Origin of the sequence: Mycoplasmopsis mustelae, assembly GCF_004365095.1 — a bacterium.
Classification (GTDB): domain Bacteria; phylum Bacillota_I; class Bacilli_A; order Mycoplasmatales; family Metamycoplasmataceae; genus Mycoplasmopsis; species Mycoplasmopsis mustelae.
Window position 1 is genome coordinate 242,801 of the sequence record NZ_SOCN01000001.1, and the last position, 19,690, is coordinate 262,490.

Consider the following 19,690-nt stretch of genomic DNA (forward strand, 5'->3'; position numbering starts at 1 on the left):
AAAAATATGATTATTTGTAATAATTTAAATACTTTTTTTAAAAATACATCGGTTATTTTTGTCGACTGTACATTCAAACCTACAAAGAAAATTCAGATTGATGATTTTCTTTTCTTTGTAGATGAAAAAAATAACGTTGTATCTATAAATTTATTAAATAATAAAGCTTTAAATATATCTGAAACTCAAAAGTTTTTTGCTTTGAATTCTAAACAAAAGCAAAAACTTTTTGATATCACAATTAAAAATAATTTAAAAATTTCTGATAAACCAAAATTTATTTATGGAAAGATTTTATCAAGATTCCCACATCCCAAATCTGAAAAATTATTCGTGCTATCAGTTGATATAAAACAATCAAATCCAATCCAAATAATTACGAATACTCTAGATTCTTTGCCTGAAAAAATTGTAGTTTTAGCTCTTCCAGGATCAACAACTTATGATGGTACTAAAATTTTAGAGGGAAAATTATTAGACCTTGATAGCTATGGAATGTTAACTGGCTATAACACCTTAGGACTTAAAGGTGATGGTTTAATTTTTGGCAAAATAAATGATATGGGAAAGGATTTCAAATTTTAAATGAAAAACATACTTAAAGAATTTGAACTTAGGGGAATTCTTAAACAACATAGTAATATTAATAAATTTTATAATTTAACTAACGAAGATGGGGTTTATGCAGGGTTTGATCCGACAGCAATTAGCTTACATTTAGGTAACTATTTACAGATTCTAACCTTGTTAAGAATGCAAAAAGCAGGTTGAAAAACTATCGCAATTTTGGGTGGGGCAACCGGAATGATTGGTGATCCATCATTTAAAAATGCTGAGAGAAAATTGCTTGATAACGATGTTTTATTAACAAATAAAACAAAGATTAAAAAACAACTTGAAAGCTTCGGTTTAAAAGTGATTGATAATTATGACTTTTATAAAAATATGAATTTCTTAACCTTTCTACGTGAAGCTGGCAAATTAATAAATGTTGCATATATGTTATCAAAAGACTCTGTTGCAACAAGAATTGAAAACGGTTTAAGCTTTACGGAGTTTTCATATCAATTAATCCAAGGTTGAGATTTTATTAGTTTATATCAAGACTATAATGTCAAAATCCAAGTTGGCGGTTCGGATCAATGAGGTAATATTTCAACTGGTTTAGAAATGATTTCTAAAAAATTTGGTGACAATCATAAAGCATTTATTTTTACCACAAACTTATTAACCGATGAAAATGATAATAAATTCGGTAAATCTACAGGTGGTGGAAATTTATGATTAGATAAAGAAATGACCAAGCCTTTTGATATGTATCAATTTTTATTTAAACAACCTGATAGTCAAATTGAAAAGCTCTTAAAATGACTAACATTTTTATCATTAGATCAAATAGCAGAAATTATGAAAGAACATAATTTAAATCCTACCTTGCAATTTGCTCAAAGAACTTTAGCATTTGAAGTAATAAAAGACTTGCACGGAGAATCTGAAGCAAAAAAAGTGCAACAAATCAGTGAAATATTATTTAATAAGAACTTAGATTTAAATCAAATTTCTATTGACACAATAATTTCAATTAACGATGAAATCATAAATTTTACAGTTAAAAAAGGTCAAAATATCGTTGATGAATTAATTAAACAGAAACTTTTACAATCAAAACGAGAAGCTAAGGAATTTATAGAAAAAGGCGCTATTAAAATAAATCTTGAAACCATAAATCTAAATAATTTCTTTGAAAGTAAATTCTTTTCTGGTAAATTTGCAATTTTGCATATCGGTAAGAAAAAAGTTGTTTTGGTCAGAATTATATAATTATTTTATAGAATCTATATTTAGGATAGGTTCTATTTTTAATTCTATAAATAAAAGAAAATTCTAACAAATTAAGTTTCAAATCTTAATATTAAATTATGCTCGGGATATAAAAAATGGTGGAAGCAACGGGAATCGAACCCGTGTCCACACACAAATATAATTTATACTTCTACAGTTTAGTTTATTTTAAGTAATCTAAAAAGTTTAAATAAACAAAAAAACTTATTAGATTGTGACTAATTTCAATTTAATTGCGTCAATAATTAAATCTATCCTAAAACCCTGCTTCATACGCTAGGAATCATATGAAACAACTTGTTCACATTAATTAAGCGAAAGCAAGATTTGATTGATTTGCGTAAAACGCAGGTGAAACAAAGTTCACTTCTTCTTTTTCTTTTCCGTTTAAAAAAGCCTAGTAGAAATTATAGTCTTCCACACTACTGCAATATAAATCTATCTATATGTGTCGAAACCATTATGCCCCCAAATAAGTTTTTAAGGTTTTTGCTATTCTTTTTTCAACTTCTTGTTTTGCAATTTTGTCACGTTTATCATATTTTTTCAATCCACGCGCGATTGCTATTTCTAATTTAAGTTTTGAAGATTGATTAAAATATAATTTCAGTGGTATTAAAGTTATTTGTTGGGTGTCTAAAATATGTTTTAACTTACGAATTTCATTTTTATGCATTAATAATTTGCGATCGCGTGTTTCTTCACATTTTACTTGCATATATTGTTTAAAAAAGCTTTCTTTTAAATAAATTTCATTTTTATAAATAGAACAAAACGCATTATCTAAAGTTATTTGGTTGGCGCGAGCAGTTTTAACTTCTCAACCTAATAATTCAATTCCTGCTTCATATTTATCTAAAATTTCATAATCTCGATATGCTTTTTTATTATTAGCAATAATTTTCATAAGTTGTTTTATTATATCAAATTACATAAGGAAAATATTAAATGAATCAAAAAAAGACAGAAATTCTGCCTTTTTTGATTTTTTCTAATTTAAGTATCCTCGCTGAATTGATTCTAAAAGAACCTGCTTCATTGTTTTGTTTGTAAATCTGTCTTTTCCTGAACCTTTTTCAGAATAATATACATAAGCAAGAAGTTGGTCTGATCAATAATTATAGCGAGTAGTTCAGCTAGAACGATTTCCTGTAATATATTCTCTATTATATGAATCGCCTCCATTGCCTTTTGAACCAAGAGCCATTTTTTGATTTCTATTTAATTTTTTTCATAGACTTGCATGTCATGCTTTTGCATCATTATATGCTTGCTCTAAACCACCCACAAAATAACCCTCAACTTCTAAACCAGTAGCATTTCAAAAGTTGAAGCCTGATACTCCGGCACCTTCTTTAATATATCAAAGGAATAAAGCACTTAAACGATACATTAATTTATACTCTTGACTTTCTTTAAGCATCATTTTGCTTGCTGAATAATTATATTTTTGGTTTTGTTGATCTGTCGCAGATCTAACAATCATCATTCTAAAAATAGGTGAGAAGAAAGTTGATAAGAAATATTGCAATTCATTAGCATTTTGTAGAATTGAAATTAAATTTCCACCTATTGAAAATTTATATGATTGATTATTTGATCCATCGTTTGCCCCTGAATTATTTTTAGTAGGTGATGAAAATGATTCAATAAATTTATAAATTCCAGTTCGTTTTGTTAAATCACTAACTTCAAAGAAGCGATTTAACAATTTTATATATTGATAATCACCGATACCATTAACAATTGCTCTAAAGAATTCTTTCTGACGAACAATTTTACCTAATTCAATTGTACTGCGATCATTAGATAAAAACATATATAAGAACCCATCTATGATCGCTTTATTTACTTGTTTTAAATCTCTATTTTTATTAAAATCAATTGCTTTAATATTATCATAAATATGACTAATTATTTGCTCCAATTCGTTACGACCAGATAAAACATGCATTACTGTAGATAAAACGCCAGTAATTAAACTTAAGTCATGTTCCTCACTAAATGCATAACCTGATTGTTTTAATTTAGCTATAAAAATTTGTGCAACACCTTGGGCAAATTTTGGATCTGGAGAACTAAAGATTTTCTTAACTCAATTGGTAAGTTTTTCTTTAAATTGTTGGGTATGTGAGGATTTAAACAAAATATTGATTGCACCCCATCAATTATCAGCCTTTTCATATGATTGTGCATTGTCTACTGCATCTTCTATTATTAAGTTGATTATATCTCCAATGTTTCTATCATTGAGTGCCAAAATAATTGCGTCATTAATAAAATCGCGATCTTTTAAAACCCCATTGTCAACTATTAACTTAGCAACATTCAGATCCTTGATAACTTGAGCTGTTTTCTGACGGTTATTTAATAAGTTAGTTACAAGTTGTTTAATTAAACTTTTAACTCCTGTCTTGTGTTGAGAAATAACAGTATCATTGATTAATTTTTTAAAGAACCCATAATCAGTAAAGTTGAGCCCAGCAATAATTTTACTTCCAACTTTAGACTTAAAGTCATTAAAACTATTTGCTTCTAAAACTGTTGAAACTAAAGCGTTAGCTACATTGTCAAAAATTTGTAATCGGTTTAAGAAATTACCAAAATCAGTTGCTAAGGCATTAATAAATGTAGAAATTTCATTAGTTACATTAACATTTAGAAATGTTATTGATTTATTAATAATTGATTTTACCGATTCTATAGTTGCGTTTGATGAGAATCCATCTGAAAGTACTTTTTTAATCGAAGTTTTAAATTTAGTTTGATTGCCATTATCTTTTAAATAATTTTTATAGATGTCTAAAAAGGTATGTGAATTACTAAATTGATTTTTATGATCAACATAATAACGAACAATATCTGTAATAACAGATTTTAGCGAATCTACTTTTAACGTAGTATTGATTAAAGCTACAAATTGTTCACGGTTAATAAAGTTATTGCTAATATAATTTTGATAATAATCGCCTAAAGCACCTCAAACTGGTGTACCAAAATCTATTTTGTTAATTAGAATTTGCGCAATATTTTCAACTAAATGGTTGAATAACTCACGGTTTTGACTAATTGTATCTAAAGATGCAATTTGATTTAGCAATGCAAGAACTTTACTTTCGTAATTTTCACTTGAAAGAAAATCTTTCAGTGCAGATAAAAGTTTATTTAAAACATCACTTAAGTTATAATTCGATCCGTTTTGTGCTAATTGATGCAAGGATTCATTAATAAATGTTTGTGATAGCGGAATTTGTTTGTCCACTACCTTTGCTACATCTAATAAAAGTTTAACTGCTTTTTCTTTTTCATTAATTGATTTAAATATTTGATTATATTCACTGTTTTCAAGTTTTGCAACCACAAATTTGGCAACTAAAGTATTAAAATCATTATTATTAATAATTTTAGTTAACATATTATGTAATAATGCTTTTAATTGAGTTTGCAAGCTATCATCATTAAAGATTTTTTGAATTAATGATGAATAACTATCTGCATCTTTAATATTGTTATATCTACTTAAAAGATTTTCCAAAATAGAATTTAAATTAGATTTAACTTCACTGTCTTTTAAAACCGTTTTAACTACATTCTTTAATAAAGTCAAGTCTAAACTTGTAGTATTCAACACATTTGAATTAATTAGTAAACTCAAAATTTTATCTAAGAATGTATCATTATTTGTAATTTGACTATAAAGTCTATTGAGAATTTCGATTGTAGTTGTTTTATGATTTGAAAGAATTGATAAATGATTTAATATAGAACTCAATACACTAAAGTTAAAGTTAAATAATTTTGGTATTTCCACTTTCAATTTCGCAGCATAAGTTTCAAATGAATCAGTAGTTTGAAATGAATCAACAACTAGATTAACTAATGGTTGATATACATTAATTTGCTTAAGTAAAGGAATAATTTGACTTAATAAATCTTTAAATAATGCAACTTTATTAATACCATTTAAATAAAGCTTAAAGTGTATTAAAACTTTATCGATTATAGAAAGTGTAATATTCGCAAAGTCTGCATTATTAAACATTCTAGTTAAAAATGCTTCAGGATTATTTTTTAAGAATGTAGCAATTTCTGAATTAGATAACAAGTTTTTAATTAAAATAAATGGATTGTTAAGATTATTTAGTCAATCAGTATTATTTAATAATTTCGGAATAATAACATCAATTGTTTGGTTACTAAATTCATCTTTTATCAATAAATCAATAAGCTTTTTAATGTCAGTCTTGCTTATAAAGTTAGAGACATCACCTAATGATAAATTATCCACAGAAGTATTGATTGTATTAGTTATCAAAGACGATGTTTTAAGATGTTTTAATAACTGAGTTACTATAGAAATAAATTCGGTTTTATTTTGCGTAATTTGATCACTCGAAAGTAATGAATCCACAAACGTTTTGGGTTGATTAATAACTTTTTGTTCAATTAAATCTAAAAGAGCCTTTGGCAGTTGTTGTAGTTTGGCTGCCACTTGATTATCATCGGCACTTAGAGCCTCTTTGAGTTTATTAAAAGTGGTTTCTATCAACGGATTTAGTAAATCAACACGTTGTAAAATATCATTTAAATTATTAATAAACGAATGAATAAAGTTATCAGTTGAATTTACATCAACATTAACCCCATTAGCTTTTAATAACCTTTTAACTATAACATATAATGCATTATTAACTTCTGAATTGGTTAATAGATCATCAACAATACCTTTAACATTTGTTTTAACTTCTTCTAACGAAATAATGTTAAAGACCTTCTTGAACATTCCAATATATGAATTAACTGTATCAAATTCATTGATATGTTCAATCATTTTTAAGATAGTTGATTTTAATAAGCTGATGAAGTGACTATTTTTAAGCATTACTTTCGCAATATTTTTGAAAGAATCAATTGGGATATATTGTGCTAATTCTGCTTTAGTACTCTCAGATAACGAATTAATTATTCCATCTACAAAACTGCCGTCAACAAACTTATTGATTACATTTGTAATAATAGTTAATAAATCATTTTTATTGTTTGCAAACAAGCCAGATTTAATAATATTTTTAACCAATTGTATAACATTTGCTTCTTGGCCTGAACCTTGATTTAATCTTTGTTTAAATCCTGTTACAATTGAATTAAAAATATTTTTTGTATTTAAGTTAACTCCATTTTGAAGCATTCCTTCGTAGGCCGCTTCAAAAACTAACTCACTAAGATTCAATTGTTTGTCTATAATATCATATAAACCGATAATGTTATTGGCTAGTGCGTCGGTATCTTTTACTCCTGCTAAATATTCAGCAACAGTTGGGTTATTAAAGAATGATTTAATTAGATGTTTTAATTTATCTGTAACATTTGACGAAGTAAGTAGTTGTTTAATTAAAGTAACGAATTTTGGTTTAATCTCTTCTTTGAGCCCATTAATATTTAAGATTGATTTAATTAACGAATTATATGAATCGGCATTCTTTACTGTTGTAATATTATCAAATACTTTTTTTGCTACTGCTTGTAAAATTTCGTTAGCTTCTGGTTTAGAAAGCACTTCTTGTAAGATTTGAGTGAGCTCACCAGAATTAAATCCTAAGTCTGCTTCAGCTTTACTTAGATTTAATTGTGCAATCCATTTATCAGTGTTTTCCTTAACAATATACTTTTGAATTAGTTTGCTTGCGATATCCTTCAATAAATCAGAATTATTAATAAAATCAGAAGTTAAAATAGTTTTAGCAAAAGCAAAATCATTTAAATTAAGGCTTTCTAATAAGTGTTGTAAAAATACATTAATCAAGTCACCTTGAGTATTTACACTTTCAATTTTAGAAGATGGGATATCTAACAATTTAGATATTAAAGTGTTATTTGAATCTAAATTATTGATGCGTTGAATTAAGGTTACAAATTGTTGAAGTTGTGTTTCAGTTAGTTTATGTTGTTCAGAAATAATACCTAATTCCACTAATTTTGTATTAATGCTATCTTTAAATGATTCAATATTATTTAATAATAAGTTAAATAAGTTATTTATAACTTGTTTTAGATAATCTTTATGTGAAGCAAATGCATTAGAAGCATAAATCTTTTTAATTAAAGTTGTGATATTTTGAATTAATTTTGTTGTTAAATTAGTTGTTAGGGAATTTTTAACTTCGTTTAGTTTTTGATTAATGTTTTCAGAATCATTTATAGAGACTAAGTTTTTAACTGCTTGATAAACTACTTCATCGATTCCTAATTCCTTAATTCAGTCATAAACTTCAGGTAAAAATGTAGCCAAGAAATCTTTTGTTTGTGTACTATAAAAGCTTGGATAACTGGTTTTAATAAACTTAGCGAGAACATCAGCTAAATCTGTCAATAATTCATTGTTTGCAAAAATGCTTTCTACTAATTTTGTTAAATTGGCTTGTAAAGTATCTTTATTAATTGTTGCTAATAAAGTTTTTAACAATTGCTCAAAAGTTTGAATGTTTTTAAAATCACTAATATTATCTAAGGCATCACTAACTAAATTAGTAAATAAAGTCTTCAATGATTGGGTGTTTAATAATGCATAAACTATCTTATCAATTAAATCATCACTAGCGTATTGATGCACTGTATTTAAAATATTTAAAGGTAAAATACTAATTAATTTACTTCCTAGGTGTTCATCTGTTTTATAGTGTTCATAAATATTATCTAAAATCTGTTTTAAATCAGATTTATGTTTACTAATAAAATTATTTGGTAATTTTTTTAGTAATTCAATGGTTTTACTTTGTAATTTGTCAGTAGTGAATTCCACTGAAATTTTTTGCATAAAAATAGTAATGATGTCTAATGGATTGTTACTGTTACTGTTTGTATATTCTGAAATTGCTTCAAAAAGATGTGAAATAACATTAAAGCTATCTAACGCTGTAAGTACATAATCAATTAAATCTGAAATTAGGGCATCTTTATTGGTGGTGTTAGTAAATATTCAAGAAACAGAATTTAAATTTAAATTAGATAATAAAATTTCTTTCAATAATTTTTTAAAAGTTGCATCAGCTTTTAAGTCATTGATTAAATTTGTTATGTTATTTTGATTAGATTTAATTAAATTCTGATCTTTTAAGAATACATTGATTAATTCAGTTAAATTTGAGGTATTTGCTAGATTCTGATTATGATCTATTATGAATGTAGAAATTGAATTAAATAAATTTATAAATTCTTGTTTATTAGCAAATTTTAAAATCAAGGATTTAACTTCTTCTTTACTAGCAGTTAAAATTTGTTGTGGTAATAAACTATCTAAAATTGCTGATAAATGTTGATCTTTAAAAGTATTAAATAAACTTAGCAACATTTGTTTTAGTAATTCTTTATTTTCATTAAATAAAGGGGTAGTTAATAATGTTTTATATAAATTTAAATCGGTAAAATTAATTACTTTAGTAAGTTTAGTTAATAACTCGTTAGCCAAAGTATCAATATTAGTATTATTATTTAATACCTCAAATGTAGCTTCAATTAGTGGCTGTAAAACATTGTTTTGTTTGAGTGTTTGTAATAATGAAGGATAAATATTTTCTAAGATTACTTGATATTTTTCATCAATTTGATAAGAATTTTCGTTTGCTAAATATTTGATTAATTTAGCAAAAGTTTTTGCAAAACTTTGTTTATTTATTAGCTCTTGTAGTAATGGTTTAACGTCATTTTGCAATATCGCTTTGAAATCAGCATTTTGAAATAAAAGATTGATAAATTCTTTTGTATTATTAATATGATCTAATAAATTAGGATTTTTAATAAAAACTAAAAGTGAATCAGAGAGAATTTGAGATCCTTGTTCTGAATTAATAATCGCTAGAACGGCAGTGAAAATCTCATCTTTATCAACAAATTTATTAACTTTCTGACTTTCTAAAAGATTTTGTAATGGTGTGCTAATTGCATTAACCACAACACCTTTTTTAATTAGTGTATCAATAAGAATTTTTGCTACTTTACTTGCTGCTTCGGCGTTTTCATGTAAAAATGGTAAGTTTAAAATAGATTTTATTTTTGTAATAGTATCAACTGCAAATTTATCTTTAAATACTTCAACAATCTTGTTTGGGATGTTTTGTAATACTTGTAATGGATTATCAGAAGTTTTAGCCATATTAAGCTGATTAACAATGGCATCCAATATTGGCTCAACTAAATTTTGTTCTTTAATTCAAGGTAAAATTTGATTCGAAAAATCTGTTATAAATTTAGCATTTTGAGCATCTTTAACATCAAAATGCAGTGAGCTTAATGAATTTGTTAGAACGTTTTGAATAATCTCTGGTGTAATTGGATCATTTAAGACATTATTAACTAATTCTAAAAGTTGTGACTTGAGTTCATTAAGTGGGAATAAGGTGAGCGCTTGAACTAATAAGTCGTTAAAATCTTTAGCATTTGCTAACTTTGATGAGTTATCAATAATTGCTTCAATACCTGAAGTTAAAATATTATGCATTTGGGGCTGTTTAAAAACAACTAAAAGAAATTTCTCTATTGTATCTTTTGAAAGATATTTATTTAGCGAAGTTTCTTGCAATGATTGAGCAATTGCTTTTGCAATTTTTAAAATATTATTGCTGTCTAAAGAATTTTTAAGTAGTTGCTTAATTAAAGGTTTATGTTTACTAAGTAAATCTGGGTTAACTAGTGTTTTTATTAACTCTAAGATTAATGACTTATCTATATTTTGATTATCTTGATCAATGATAACTGATTGAAAACTTCTTTCAATTAAATCAGGAATATTTGAAAGGCCAAATATTTGAATATTATTTAAAAATCCTTTTGTAAGTTTGTCAAACAATTGATATTTATCATTAACATCCGAAACTAATTGCAACAAGTCAGCGATCGCGTCGCTAATTTGTTGTTGAGTTATATCTTTTGCAAAACCTTCTACATTTAAAAAGTTATAGAGAGATTCTGCTGCTAATTGTTGTAATTGCTTATTTTTTAAAACTTCTAATAAAATTCCAACAATATGCTCTGCTAATTGATTATTAACTTCTTCACTTCCAAATAAGCTTGTAAAAAAATCGCGCATAGTTGTTGCATTAGTAAAGTTTTCAGGATGCAAGGTAAATGAATCAACCAATAAATCAATGATTACTTTAAGATGTTTCGAATTTCAAATAGAATTTCCTATTTCTGCTATGTTTTCGCTACTTATGTTATATTTTTTTAATGAAGCAGAAAGTCCATCAATAATTGCTGCATTAATATTTTTTGAAAAAACTTTTAGAGCATTATTAGCAATAGTTTTAATTGCTATATTTAATTCATTCTTACGGGTTTGCATTAATTCGCTATTTGCTAGAGTCGATAATAATAATGCAATGTTATCAATATTTAAAATTGAATTTTTCAATTCAACCATTACACGTTCTAATGTTAATTCGTTGCGAGTTCTTAAAACAGATAAATTAGTTTCAAGCTGATATAAAATATTTTGTAGAGTATGTGCTTTAATCAAGCTTTCTACAACCGAATCATCAGCTTTTTTACCACTGTCGAGTTGTGAATTTAATAAGTTAGCCAATAAACCTTGTGGATCTAATTGATGATAAATTGCATTATTGGTTAAGTAATGAATAATTTCCTTGGCAGCATATAAAAATGTTTGAGTTAGTTCCGCAATACGATTTCCAAAATTTGCTACATTTCTTTGATCATCAACATCAAGTTCAAAATCACGTTTATTATCTAAGTAAATGTCACTTGAAGATCCAAACAAATCCTTACGAGAAGTATCGACTTCAATTTGGTAGTTAGCGGTTTTAGCATCAGAATCCAAATATTCTTGTGTAAAATCATAATTTGCATAGTCTTTAACAGATAAAGATGGATTTGTTATTTTTAAATATAAATCCATTGCCATTTTTTTGTATCCATAAGTATTTGGGTGGATATCAAAAAACAAGCTGGTTAATTTTGCTGTATGTGAATTTCAGTAAGTTTCATTAACCACATTAACATAATTAATTCCTGATCTTTCAGCAACTTCTTTAATTCCATTGTTTAAAATATTAATTAAGATTTCAAAGGGTGAAATTTCTAGTTCTTGGCCAATTAGCTTACTTATATATTCTTTAACAATATTTGCTATACCTAACATCGGTGTAGGGTAGTTAATAAAGTTTATGTTTGCCTTTGGAGCTAAATTTCTTAAATTAGAAACAAAAGTTAGTAATCTTTTTTGTGTTTCTCTTAACGCATTATTAAATAATTTATTAACAAAAACAAGAACATCACCAGCAATTGCTTTATTCTTTAAAAATTTTTGCAAGATGGTTGTTACATCTTGCTTTGTTACTTCTTTAATTAATAAAAATAAAATATCATTAGCAGATAAAGTGAATGTTACCAGATTCGCATCACGCAATTTTGCTTTAATTTTTGCTGCTTTTTGTTGGTAGTTATCGCCAAAAATACCTAAATCAACACTATCTTTTAAACTTGGGTTTGTTTCAGTAAAAGGAATATCTAATAACTTAATTCAATCAATTAAACGTGATCCAGATACAGCAAAATTATCAAAAGCACTAACGCGATGTTTTTGATTTAATAAACGAGCAAGATATGCAGGATACGAAACACCCGAAATACTTCCATCTGCTTCTAATTTTCCTGGATATGATCTTGGTAAAGAACCATCAAAACCTTCAGTAATAGAATCACCAATTGCAACGTATTTAATTTGATCGTTTAAACTAATAAAATTAGCAGATTTAACTCTTTTTGGTGTTTGGATGGGTTGTTTTGGTTTTGAGAATATTGAATCATAAAGTGTTTTACTATCAGGTGGTTGTACAAATTTACTTGGTAAAGAGACTTGATGACTATTAGTTGGTGGTAGATTTTTCTCATAAATATCTTCACCACCTTTTTTTAACTCTTCTGATGAGCCTGGCGCTTTACACGCAACGCTAATAGTTGCCGCTGTTAATAAAGCCAGTGTTGTAGTAATTACAAATTTATTTTTTTTCATATTCTATACCTCCATTATTACATTTTTAATGTAATAATGATATATAATATCATATTTTTTTATAAGCAAAATTACTTATTTTGCTGCGACATAGGTAAATAAGTTATATAAAGAATTTTTAGGGAATTAAATTAAGAAAATAAACAATTTAAAAAGAGAACATAAGTTATATTTTATGATCTCTTTATTTAAAAATATTATTTTGGTTTATCACCTAAGTAACCGGTTTCTATGGCTTCAATTAAAACTTCTTTCATTGTCTTATTAGTATGATAATCCTTTTGTTGACCACGATTATTATAATAAATATAAGCAAGAATTAAATTTTGATCATAATATGTTGCTGAATTATTATTTGCACCAAATCAGCCAGTAGATTTTTTTCCAATTATATACTCATCATTATATTGGGTGTCATCTGTTGTGGATTTTGCTCCTATAGCAAATTTTTGTTGTGAAGTTAATGAATTAAATTGATCTTTATAATATTCTTTAGCTTTAGCATATGCATATCTTAGACCTTGATTGTAATAACCTTGTACATCATAACCAGAAGAATTTCAATATTTGATACCAGTCACTCCGGCTCCATCGTGGATTCATCATAAGATTAATGTAGATAATCTAAATAAGAATTTATATTCTGGTGTATTTTTATGATTGGTAACATAATCTTGTTCATTTTTAGATTGTTTAAGAATCATATTTCTAAATGCAGGTTCCAAAATTACTGAGAATAATTGAGACATACCATCTGCAAACGATATTATACCATTAGAATCAACGCCATATGAATCATTTGAGTTATTTGACTTCTGTTGTGTGTTAGAATCAGGTGCTTTAGTAAAATTATCAATGAATGCATAAATTCCCATTTTATTAACGCGATTACTTGTTTCAAAAAGTCTATTAATAAATGTTATAAAATTATTATCACCAATCGAATCAATCAAACTCTTCGCTAAATCTTTTTGTCCTACTAATTTAGATAATGAAATGTTCTTTTTATCATCTGTTAAAATCATATATAGAGTACCATCTAAAATGGCGCGCTTAATTTGATTTGGATCTGAATTTTTACTAAAATCAATTCCACGTATGTTATCATAAATATGATTTATCATATTATCTAATTCGGGTCTTTTTGCGAGTGTTTTAAGTAATTTTTCTAAGATGTCACTTAAAAGTGTTAAATCATCTTGCTCAGTTAATGCAAATCCAGCATCATTAAGTTTTACAAGAAGCAATTGTGCTAAACCTCGTGATAGTTTTTGATCCGGATTACTTAAAGTATCTTTTAATCAAGCTAAAAATTTAGTTTTAAATTGTGGTGCATTCTCCGACTTAAATAGTGTGTTAATTGCACTTAATCAATCATTGTTTTGATTATATACATCTGCACGATCTACTAAATCAGCAAAAATTAAGTTAATTAAGTCGCGAATATTTTGATTTTTAAACACTGAAACAAGGGAATCATTGATAAATTCAGGATCGCTTAAACTTGTTGCGCCTAATAACAATCCATTTAAATTAATTCTGTCTAGAAAATCTTTAATTTTTTGTTCGTCGTTTAATAAATTAGTTACTAGTCCTTGCAACAATGCTTTAACACCAGATTTATGTTGAGTAATAACTTGATCGTTAAGTACTTTTTTAAACAAATTAAATTGAAATAAGTTTAAACTTGTTTTCGCATTAGTATTTAAATAAGTTACAAATGAAGCTAAATCACTACTATTTTTAACCGCATCAACAAGCACGTTTAATATTGAATCAAAGACCCCAATACGATCAAGCAGACCGCCAAAGTCATCAGTAATTGCGGTTATAAAACTTTGAATATCCTCTGTCTTAGTTAAATTTAGATAAGCAAATACGTCATCAACAATTGTTTTTATGGCGTTTTTAAATTCTGGTCTTGCAAAAGCAGTTGTAAACACTGATTTTATAGCATTTTTAAATTCAGTTTTATTTTCATCAACTTCTAAATATTTTTTAATTATATCTAAAATAGATTTTGAATGAGCAAAAGTATCTTTATTATTAATGTAATATTTTAAGATCTTAACTAAAACATCTTTTAGCCTACCTGCCTTTAATGCGGCATTGATAACCGTAGTAAATTGTTGTTGTGTGATTGAGTTTTTAGATGTAAGATTTTGAAGCGAATTTCCAAAAATATTTCATAAAATGCTTCCAAAATCTACATTTGTTATTAAAGCACCAACACTATTTTCAACTAACTTAATAAAAACTTCTTTATTAGTTTGATCTGCTAAATCAGGTAATGCTAATATTGAGTTTAATAATTTTAATAATTTTTCTTCAAAATCAGGTGATGCAGCAAATTGCTTGATAAGTTCAACTCATTTATTAAGTACAACGTTAATATCAAAATTGCTTTCTTGGGAACTTAGTTGTTTAATTATTTCATCAATAAATACACTTGATAAATGTAAGGTTTGATCTATTACACCAAAAGCATCAACAACTAATTCACCGGCTTTATCACGTTTCTCTGACGAAATTTCGTTAAAGATATTTGCATATTCGGTTTTATTAATTTGTTTAACAAAGACTTTACCTAATAAGGTCTTAAAATCAGTCGATTGATATAACTTAGCAAATAAATCACTTAAAATGCCATTAGTAAACAATGTTGATAATTTATTTAAATCATTGCTCTCTGTAGTTGCATATGTTTGCAACATTGTAACAAAAGTTTCAAAAACTTTTAAACCATCAAATTGGGTAATTATAAAATCAATTATATTATTAATAAGTTCTGTTTTATTAGTTATACCTTCAAATAAATATGAAAATGATGAACTATCTAATTTAGCAATTGCTAGTGATTTTAACAAATTAATGAATATTGCATTATTTTTTAAAGTATTTAAAAGAGTAATAATATGTGTTTTATTTGTATTAATAAATTCGGCGTCTTTTAAGACAAGATTTAAAGCATCAGTAAATGTATTAGCATTAGCAAATTGTTTGTTGTGATCTAAAATAAATCCTAGCAACGCTTCTAATAAGGCATTAAATTCGTTATTAGTTAAAATTGTTGTGATAAGTTCTTTGAGTTGTGCTTTATTAGCATTATGTAAATTTTCAGGTAAAGCTGCTTCTAAAACATTAGGAAAGATCTTGGGTTTTAATGTATTAAAAAGTTGTAAAAGAAGCGTTTTTAATTCTGCTTTATGTTGTGAAATAAAATCAGTGGCAAAAACTTTCTTTCAAAAACCATAGTCTCCAAAATTAACTACTTGAGCAATTTCTTTGAAGATATTTCTTGCAATTTCGTCTACGTTATTCGAAGTAGTTATCCCTTTAATTATAGCATCTATAACTTCGGGAAAGTTATGCATTTGATCTAATAAATCAACTAAACTTGGATATAAAGATTCTAATAGAGGTAAGTAATTATCTTGGATTTGATAGTTATGTCTTTTTGAGAACTCTATAATTAATTTCGCAACTGTTTTTGGTAGATGTTTTGCTTGGATTTCTGGTAATAAAAGTGGTTTTAAGTAGTTAGTTAAAATAGCTTTAAAGTCTGCATTTGCAAATAAAATGTTCAACAATCCACGAGGCTCATTTAACTTGTCTAATAAATTAGGATTCAAAAGAAGTAATCTAACTGTTTTTTCTACTAATTCAATACCCAAATCAGTTTGTAAGATGTTTTGTATTAATGGTGTTACTTCCGTTGCATCTACATATTTAGCAGTAGTATTAGAAGTTAATCAATTATTAATTGATGAAATTTTTAAAGTGCCACGTTTAACGAGTCCTTTAATAATAACTTTAATAGTGAGTGCTGCAGCATTTATATTTTCTGTTATTCAAGGCTGTTGAATAAATTCTTTAAATTCTCCCACAGTAAAATTTGATAATTTATCGTTTAAAGCATTGCTGATTTTAGTTGAAATTTTTGCAAGTTCATTAAGCGGAACACTTGAATTTTTTGCGATATTTAAAACATCACCAATGATATCGATAATTTCATCACTAAAATTTGATTCAGTTAATCAAGCTGATATATATGTCACTAAATCATTGATAAATTTTGCATTTGCTTCATTCCGAATATCTAAACCAAAACTATTTAAAGTAGTATTTAAAAATTCTTTTAATACTTCAGTGAATGTAGCATCATTAATTATGCGAGCAAAAACTTGCTTGATTTGTGGTTTTGATTCATCATATGGAATTCGTTTTAAAACTTCTAGTATTAAATCATTAAAATTATTAACACTATCTCATAAACTAGAATTGTCAATTACTGCATCTATAGTAGATTCTAATAATTGTAAGATTTCAGGTTGTTTAAAGATTAGTTCAATAAGCTTTCTCAAACCATCTTTTGAAATATATTGACTAATTGATTCAGTTGAAGTAATAAATAAACCTAAACGTTCAGAAATTAATGATAAATTTTGAGCATCTAAAACATTTTTAACTATTTGCTTGGCAAAATCTTTATGTCTAGTGAATAAGTTCGATTGTACTATTTTTTTAACAATATAAAATAAAGTGGTTGAATCACCGGTGTTAAAAAATTTATTATATACTTGATTTAAAATGCTATTAAAAATAGCTGGTAATTTAAAATCATTAATAGTTTTAAGATGTGTTAAAACACCTAATGTAATATCATCAAATACTTTAAATTCATTATTGATATCTTGAATTAAGTTTAAAGAATCGCCAACAATACTTTCTACTTGAGTATTTGATATATTCTTATCAAGTTTGCTTTCTTTTAAAAAATTATAAATTAACTGACTAGTTATTTTTTTAAGTTTCGGATTTACTAAAATAGAAATAAAAAGTTGATGAATATTAGTGATTATTTTTTGGTTAGTTGCATCATCTTTAAATAATGCGTTCATAATATCTTGTAAATTCTTAACATTTTTAAAGTTTTGTGGTTTTAAGATAAATGAATCTACTAATAAATTAATTAAATTTGATAAATTTTGCGATGTTAAAACAGCATTACTTAATTCTAATAAATCACTTTTTGCAAGATTATATTTTTCAAAAATATCTGAAAAATAATTTATTATAGTTTCATTGATTTTATCTTTAAAAACTACTAATACATTTTTGAAAATCGTTTTAAGTGCAACTGCTAGTTCATCTTTATGTTGAGCGACTAATTCACTTTGTGCTATTGATGAAATTAAAAGCGCTAGATTTTCATCGTTAAAAACAGCATCTTTTAAAACCGTTGAAACCTTATCTAAGGTTAGCTCTTTGCGATCTCATAAATTATTTAAATGACTTTCGGCCTTTTCAATAATGTTATTAATAATTTTTGCATTTAAAAGTACATCAATAATTGAATCTTTACCATATTTCCCACTGTCTAATTTTGTGTTTAATAAATTTATTAATAAATGATCCGGATCTAAGAGATTATAAACTGTATTGGTTGTTAGAAAACTAAAATTAACTTTAAATCCTACTAAAAACCCTTTAGCTAAATCCACTATTCTATCATCAAAATTATTTACATTTCTTTCTGCTGCAATTATTGATTCTTCGTCTGTTCTAGTGTTTAAATATGCATCTGTGCTTGCACCTAAAATTTCTGTTGCAGGCTCGCTTACCTCAATTTCATATTTTGCACTATCTGCATCTACATCTAAAAATTTTTGACTAAAATCATAATTTTTATAGTCAGCAACCTTTAAGGATTGATTAGTAAGTTTTAAATAAATATCCATTGCAAGCTTTTTATAACCAAAGATATTTGGGTGAATATCTAAGAATAGTGAATTTAATTTTGTAACATTATGATTTCAATAATCTGCATTAACACCTTGAATAAAGTTAATTCCAGTTCTTTTAGCGACTTGATGCAATCCGTCATTTAACTGGTTAACTAAAAAATCAAAAGGTGAAACATTGAAATTACCGTCTAATAATTTATTAATATAATCACGAAGAACATTTACTATTCCAAACATCGGAGTGGGATAACTAATGATATTAATATTTGCTTTTGGAGCAAGTTGCTTAATATTTGAAATAAAGGTTAGCAATCTCTTTTGTGTTTCTCTTAAAACATCTTGAAGTAGTTTATCAAAAAAACTTGCTACATCAGTAGCAATCGCTTGTTTGGTAAAATATTTTTTAACAATAGTAATTAATTCATCCTTTGAACCTGATTGAAAGAATAAATAAAACATATCATTAGCCGATAAAGAAAAGGTAACTAAATTAGCATCTTTCAATTTTGTTTTAACTTTCTCAACAAAGTTTTTATCTTCCTTTTGTCTTTGACTAAAGATGGTTGTTTCTTGATGATTTTCGTATTCAATCGCACTTTTATACGGGATATTTAACAAACGAAGTCAATCTAGAATTCTTGAACCTGAAACTGCAAAATTTTCAAAGTCTTCAACGCGGTTATTTTGATTTAGTAAACGAGCTAAATAAGCAGGATAAGAAATCCCTTTAATAGTTCCATCCGCTTCTTTTTTACCTGGATACGATTTTAATAATGTTCCATCAAAACCCTCAGTAATTGAGTCACCAATTGCAACATAACGAATTTTTTGATTAACAGGAATAAAATGTTCAGATTTAACGCGCCCTCCTAATTTCTTTTCCGGCAATGTGTTTTTTGGATTTTCAGAATTGTTAGTTGGTTTCGGACTACCGCAAGCAGCGGTAATTGATGCTGCTGTTAAAATAGCAAGCCCACTACTAAATACAAATTTACTTTTCTTCATAATTTCCTTTTTTTGTTATATATAATTAAATGCTATATAAAACATTTCTTTCCTTAATATCAAGGAAAGA

The 19,690-nt window shown here is 26.4% G+C and carries 5 protein-coding genes and 1 other RNA gene; 2 read left to right on the top strand and 4 right to left on the bottom strand.

The window, feature by feature from the left end:
* The first annotated feature begins 6 nt into the window (after window positions 1-6).
* Window positions 7-585 (top strand): TyrS-associated PheT N-terminal domain-related protein TapR, encoded by a 579-nt coding sequence (gene tapR / locus BCF59_RS01090; RefSeq protein WP_134110417.1) that lies wholly within the window; start codon window positions 7-9, stop codon window positions 583-585.
* A complete protein-coding gene (gene tyrS, locus BCF59_RS01095) occupies window positions 586-1,821 on the top strand; it encodes a tyrosine--tRNA ligase (protein ID WP_134110419.1) in 1,236 nt (411 codons plus the stop codon).
* Window positions 1,822-1,938: 117 nt separating this feature from the next.
* On the opposite strand, the gene ssrA is transcribed toward tyrS, so the two are convergent.
* The 4 genes from ssrA to BCF59_RS01115 form a co-directional block, all read right to left on the bottom strand.
* Window positions 1,939-2,312, bottom strand: a transfer-messenger RNA (tmRNA) gene (gene ssrA, locus BCF59_RS01100).
* The gene (gene smpB, locus BCF59_RS01105; protein ID WP_166666784.1) at window positions 2,303-2,749 is read right to left on the bottom strand and encodes an SsrA-binding protein; all 447 of its coding nucleotides are present in this window, start codon (window positions 2,747-2,749) and stop codon (window positions 2,303-2,305) included. The genes ssrA and smpB overlap by 10 nt, the downstream gene beginning before the upstream one ends.
* 84 nt (window positions 2,750-2,833) lie before the next feature.
* Window positions 2,834-12,868 (bottom strand): SGNH/GDSL hydrolase family protein, encoded by a 10,035-nt coding sequence (locus BCF59_RS01110; RefSeq protein ID WP_134110421.1) that lies wholly within the window; start codon window positions 12,866-12,868, stop codon window positions 2,834-2,836.
* 197 nt (window positions 12,869-13,065) lie between these two features.
* Window positions 13,066-19,620, bottom strand: coding sequence for an SGNH/GDSL hydrolase family protein (locus BCF59_RS01115; RefSeq protein WP_134110423.1), 6,555 nt, complete (start codon window positions 19,618-19,620; stop codon window positions 13,066-13,068).
* Between the last annotated feature and the right edge of the window lie 70 nt (window positions 19,621-19,690).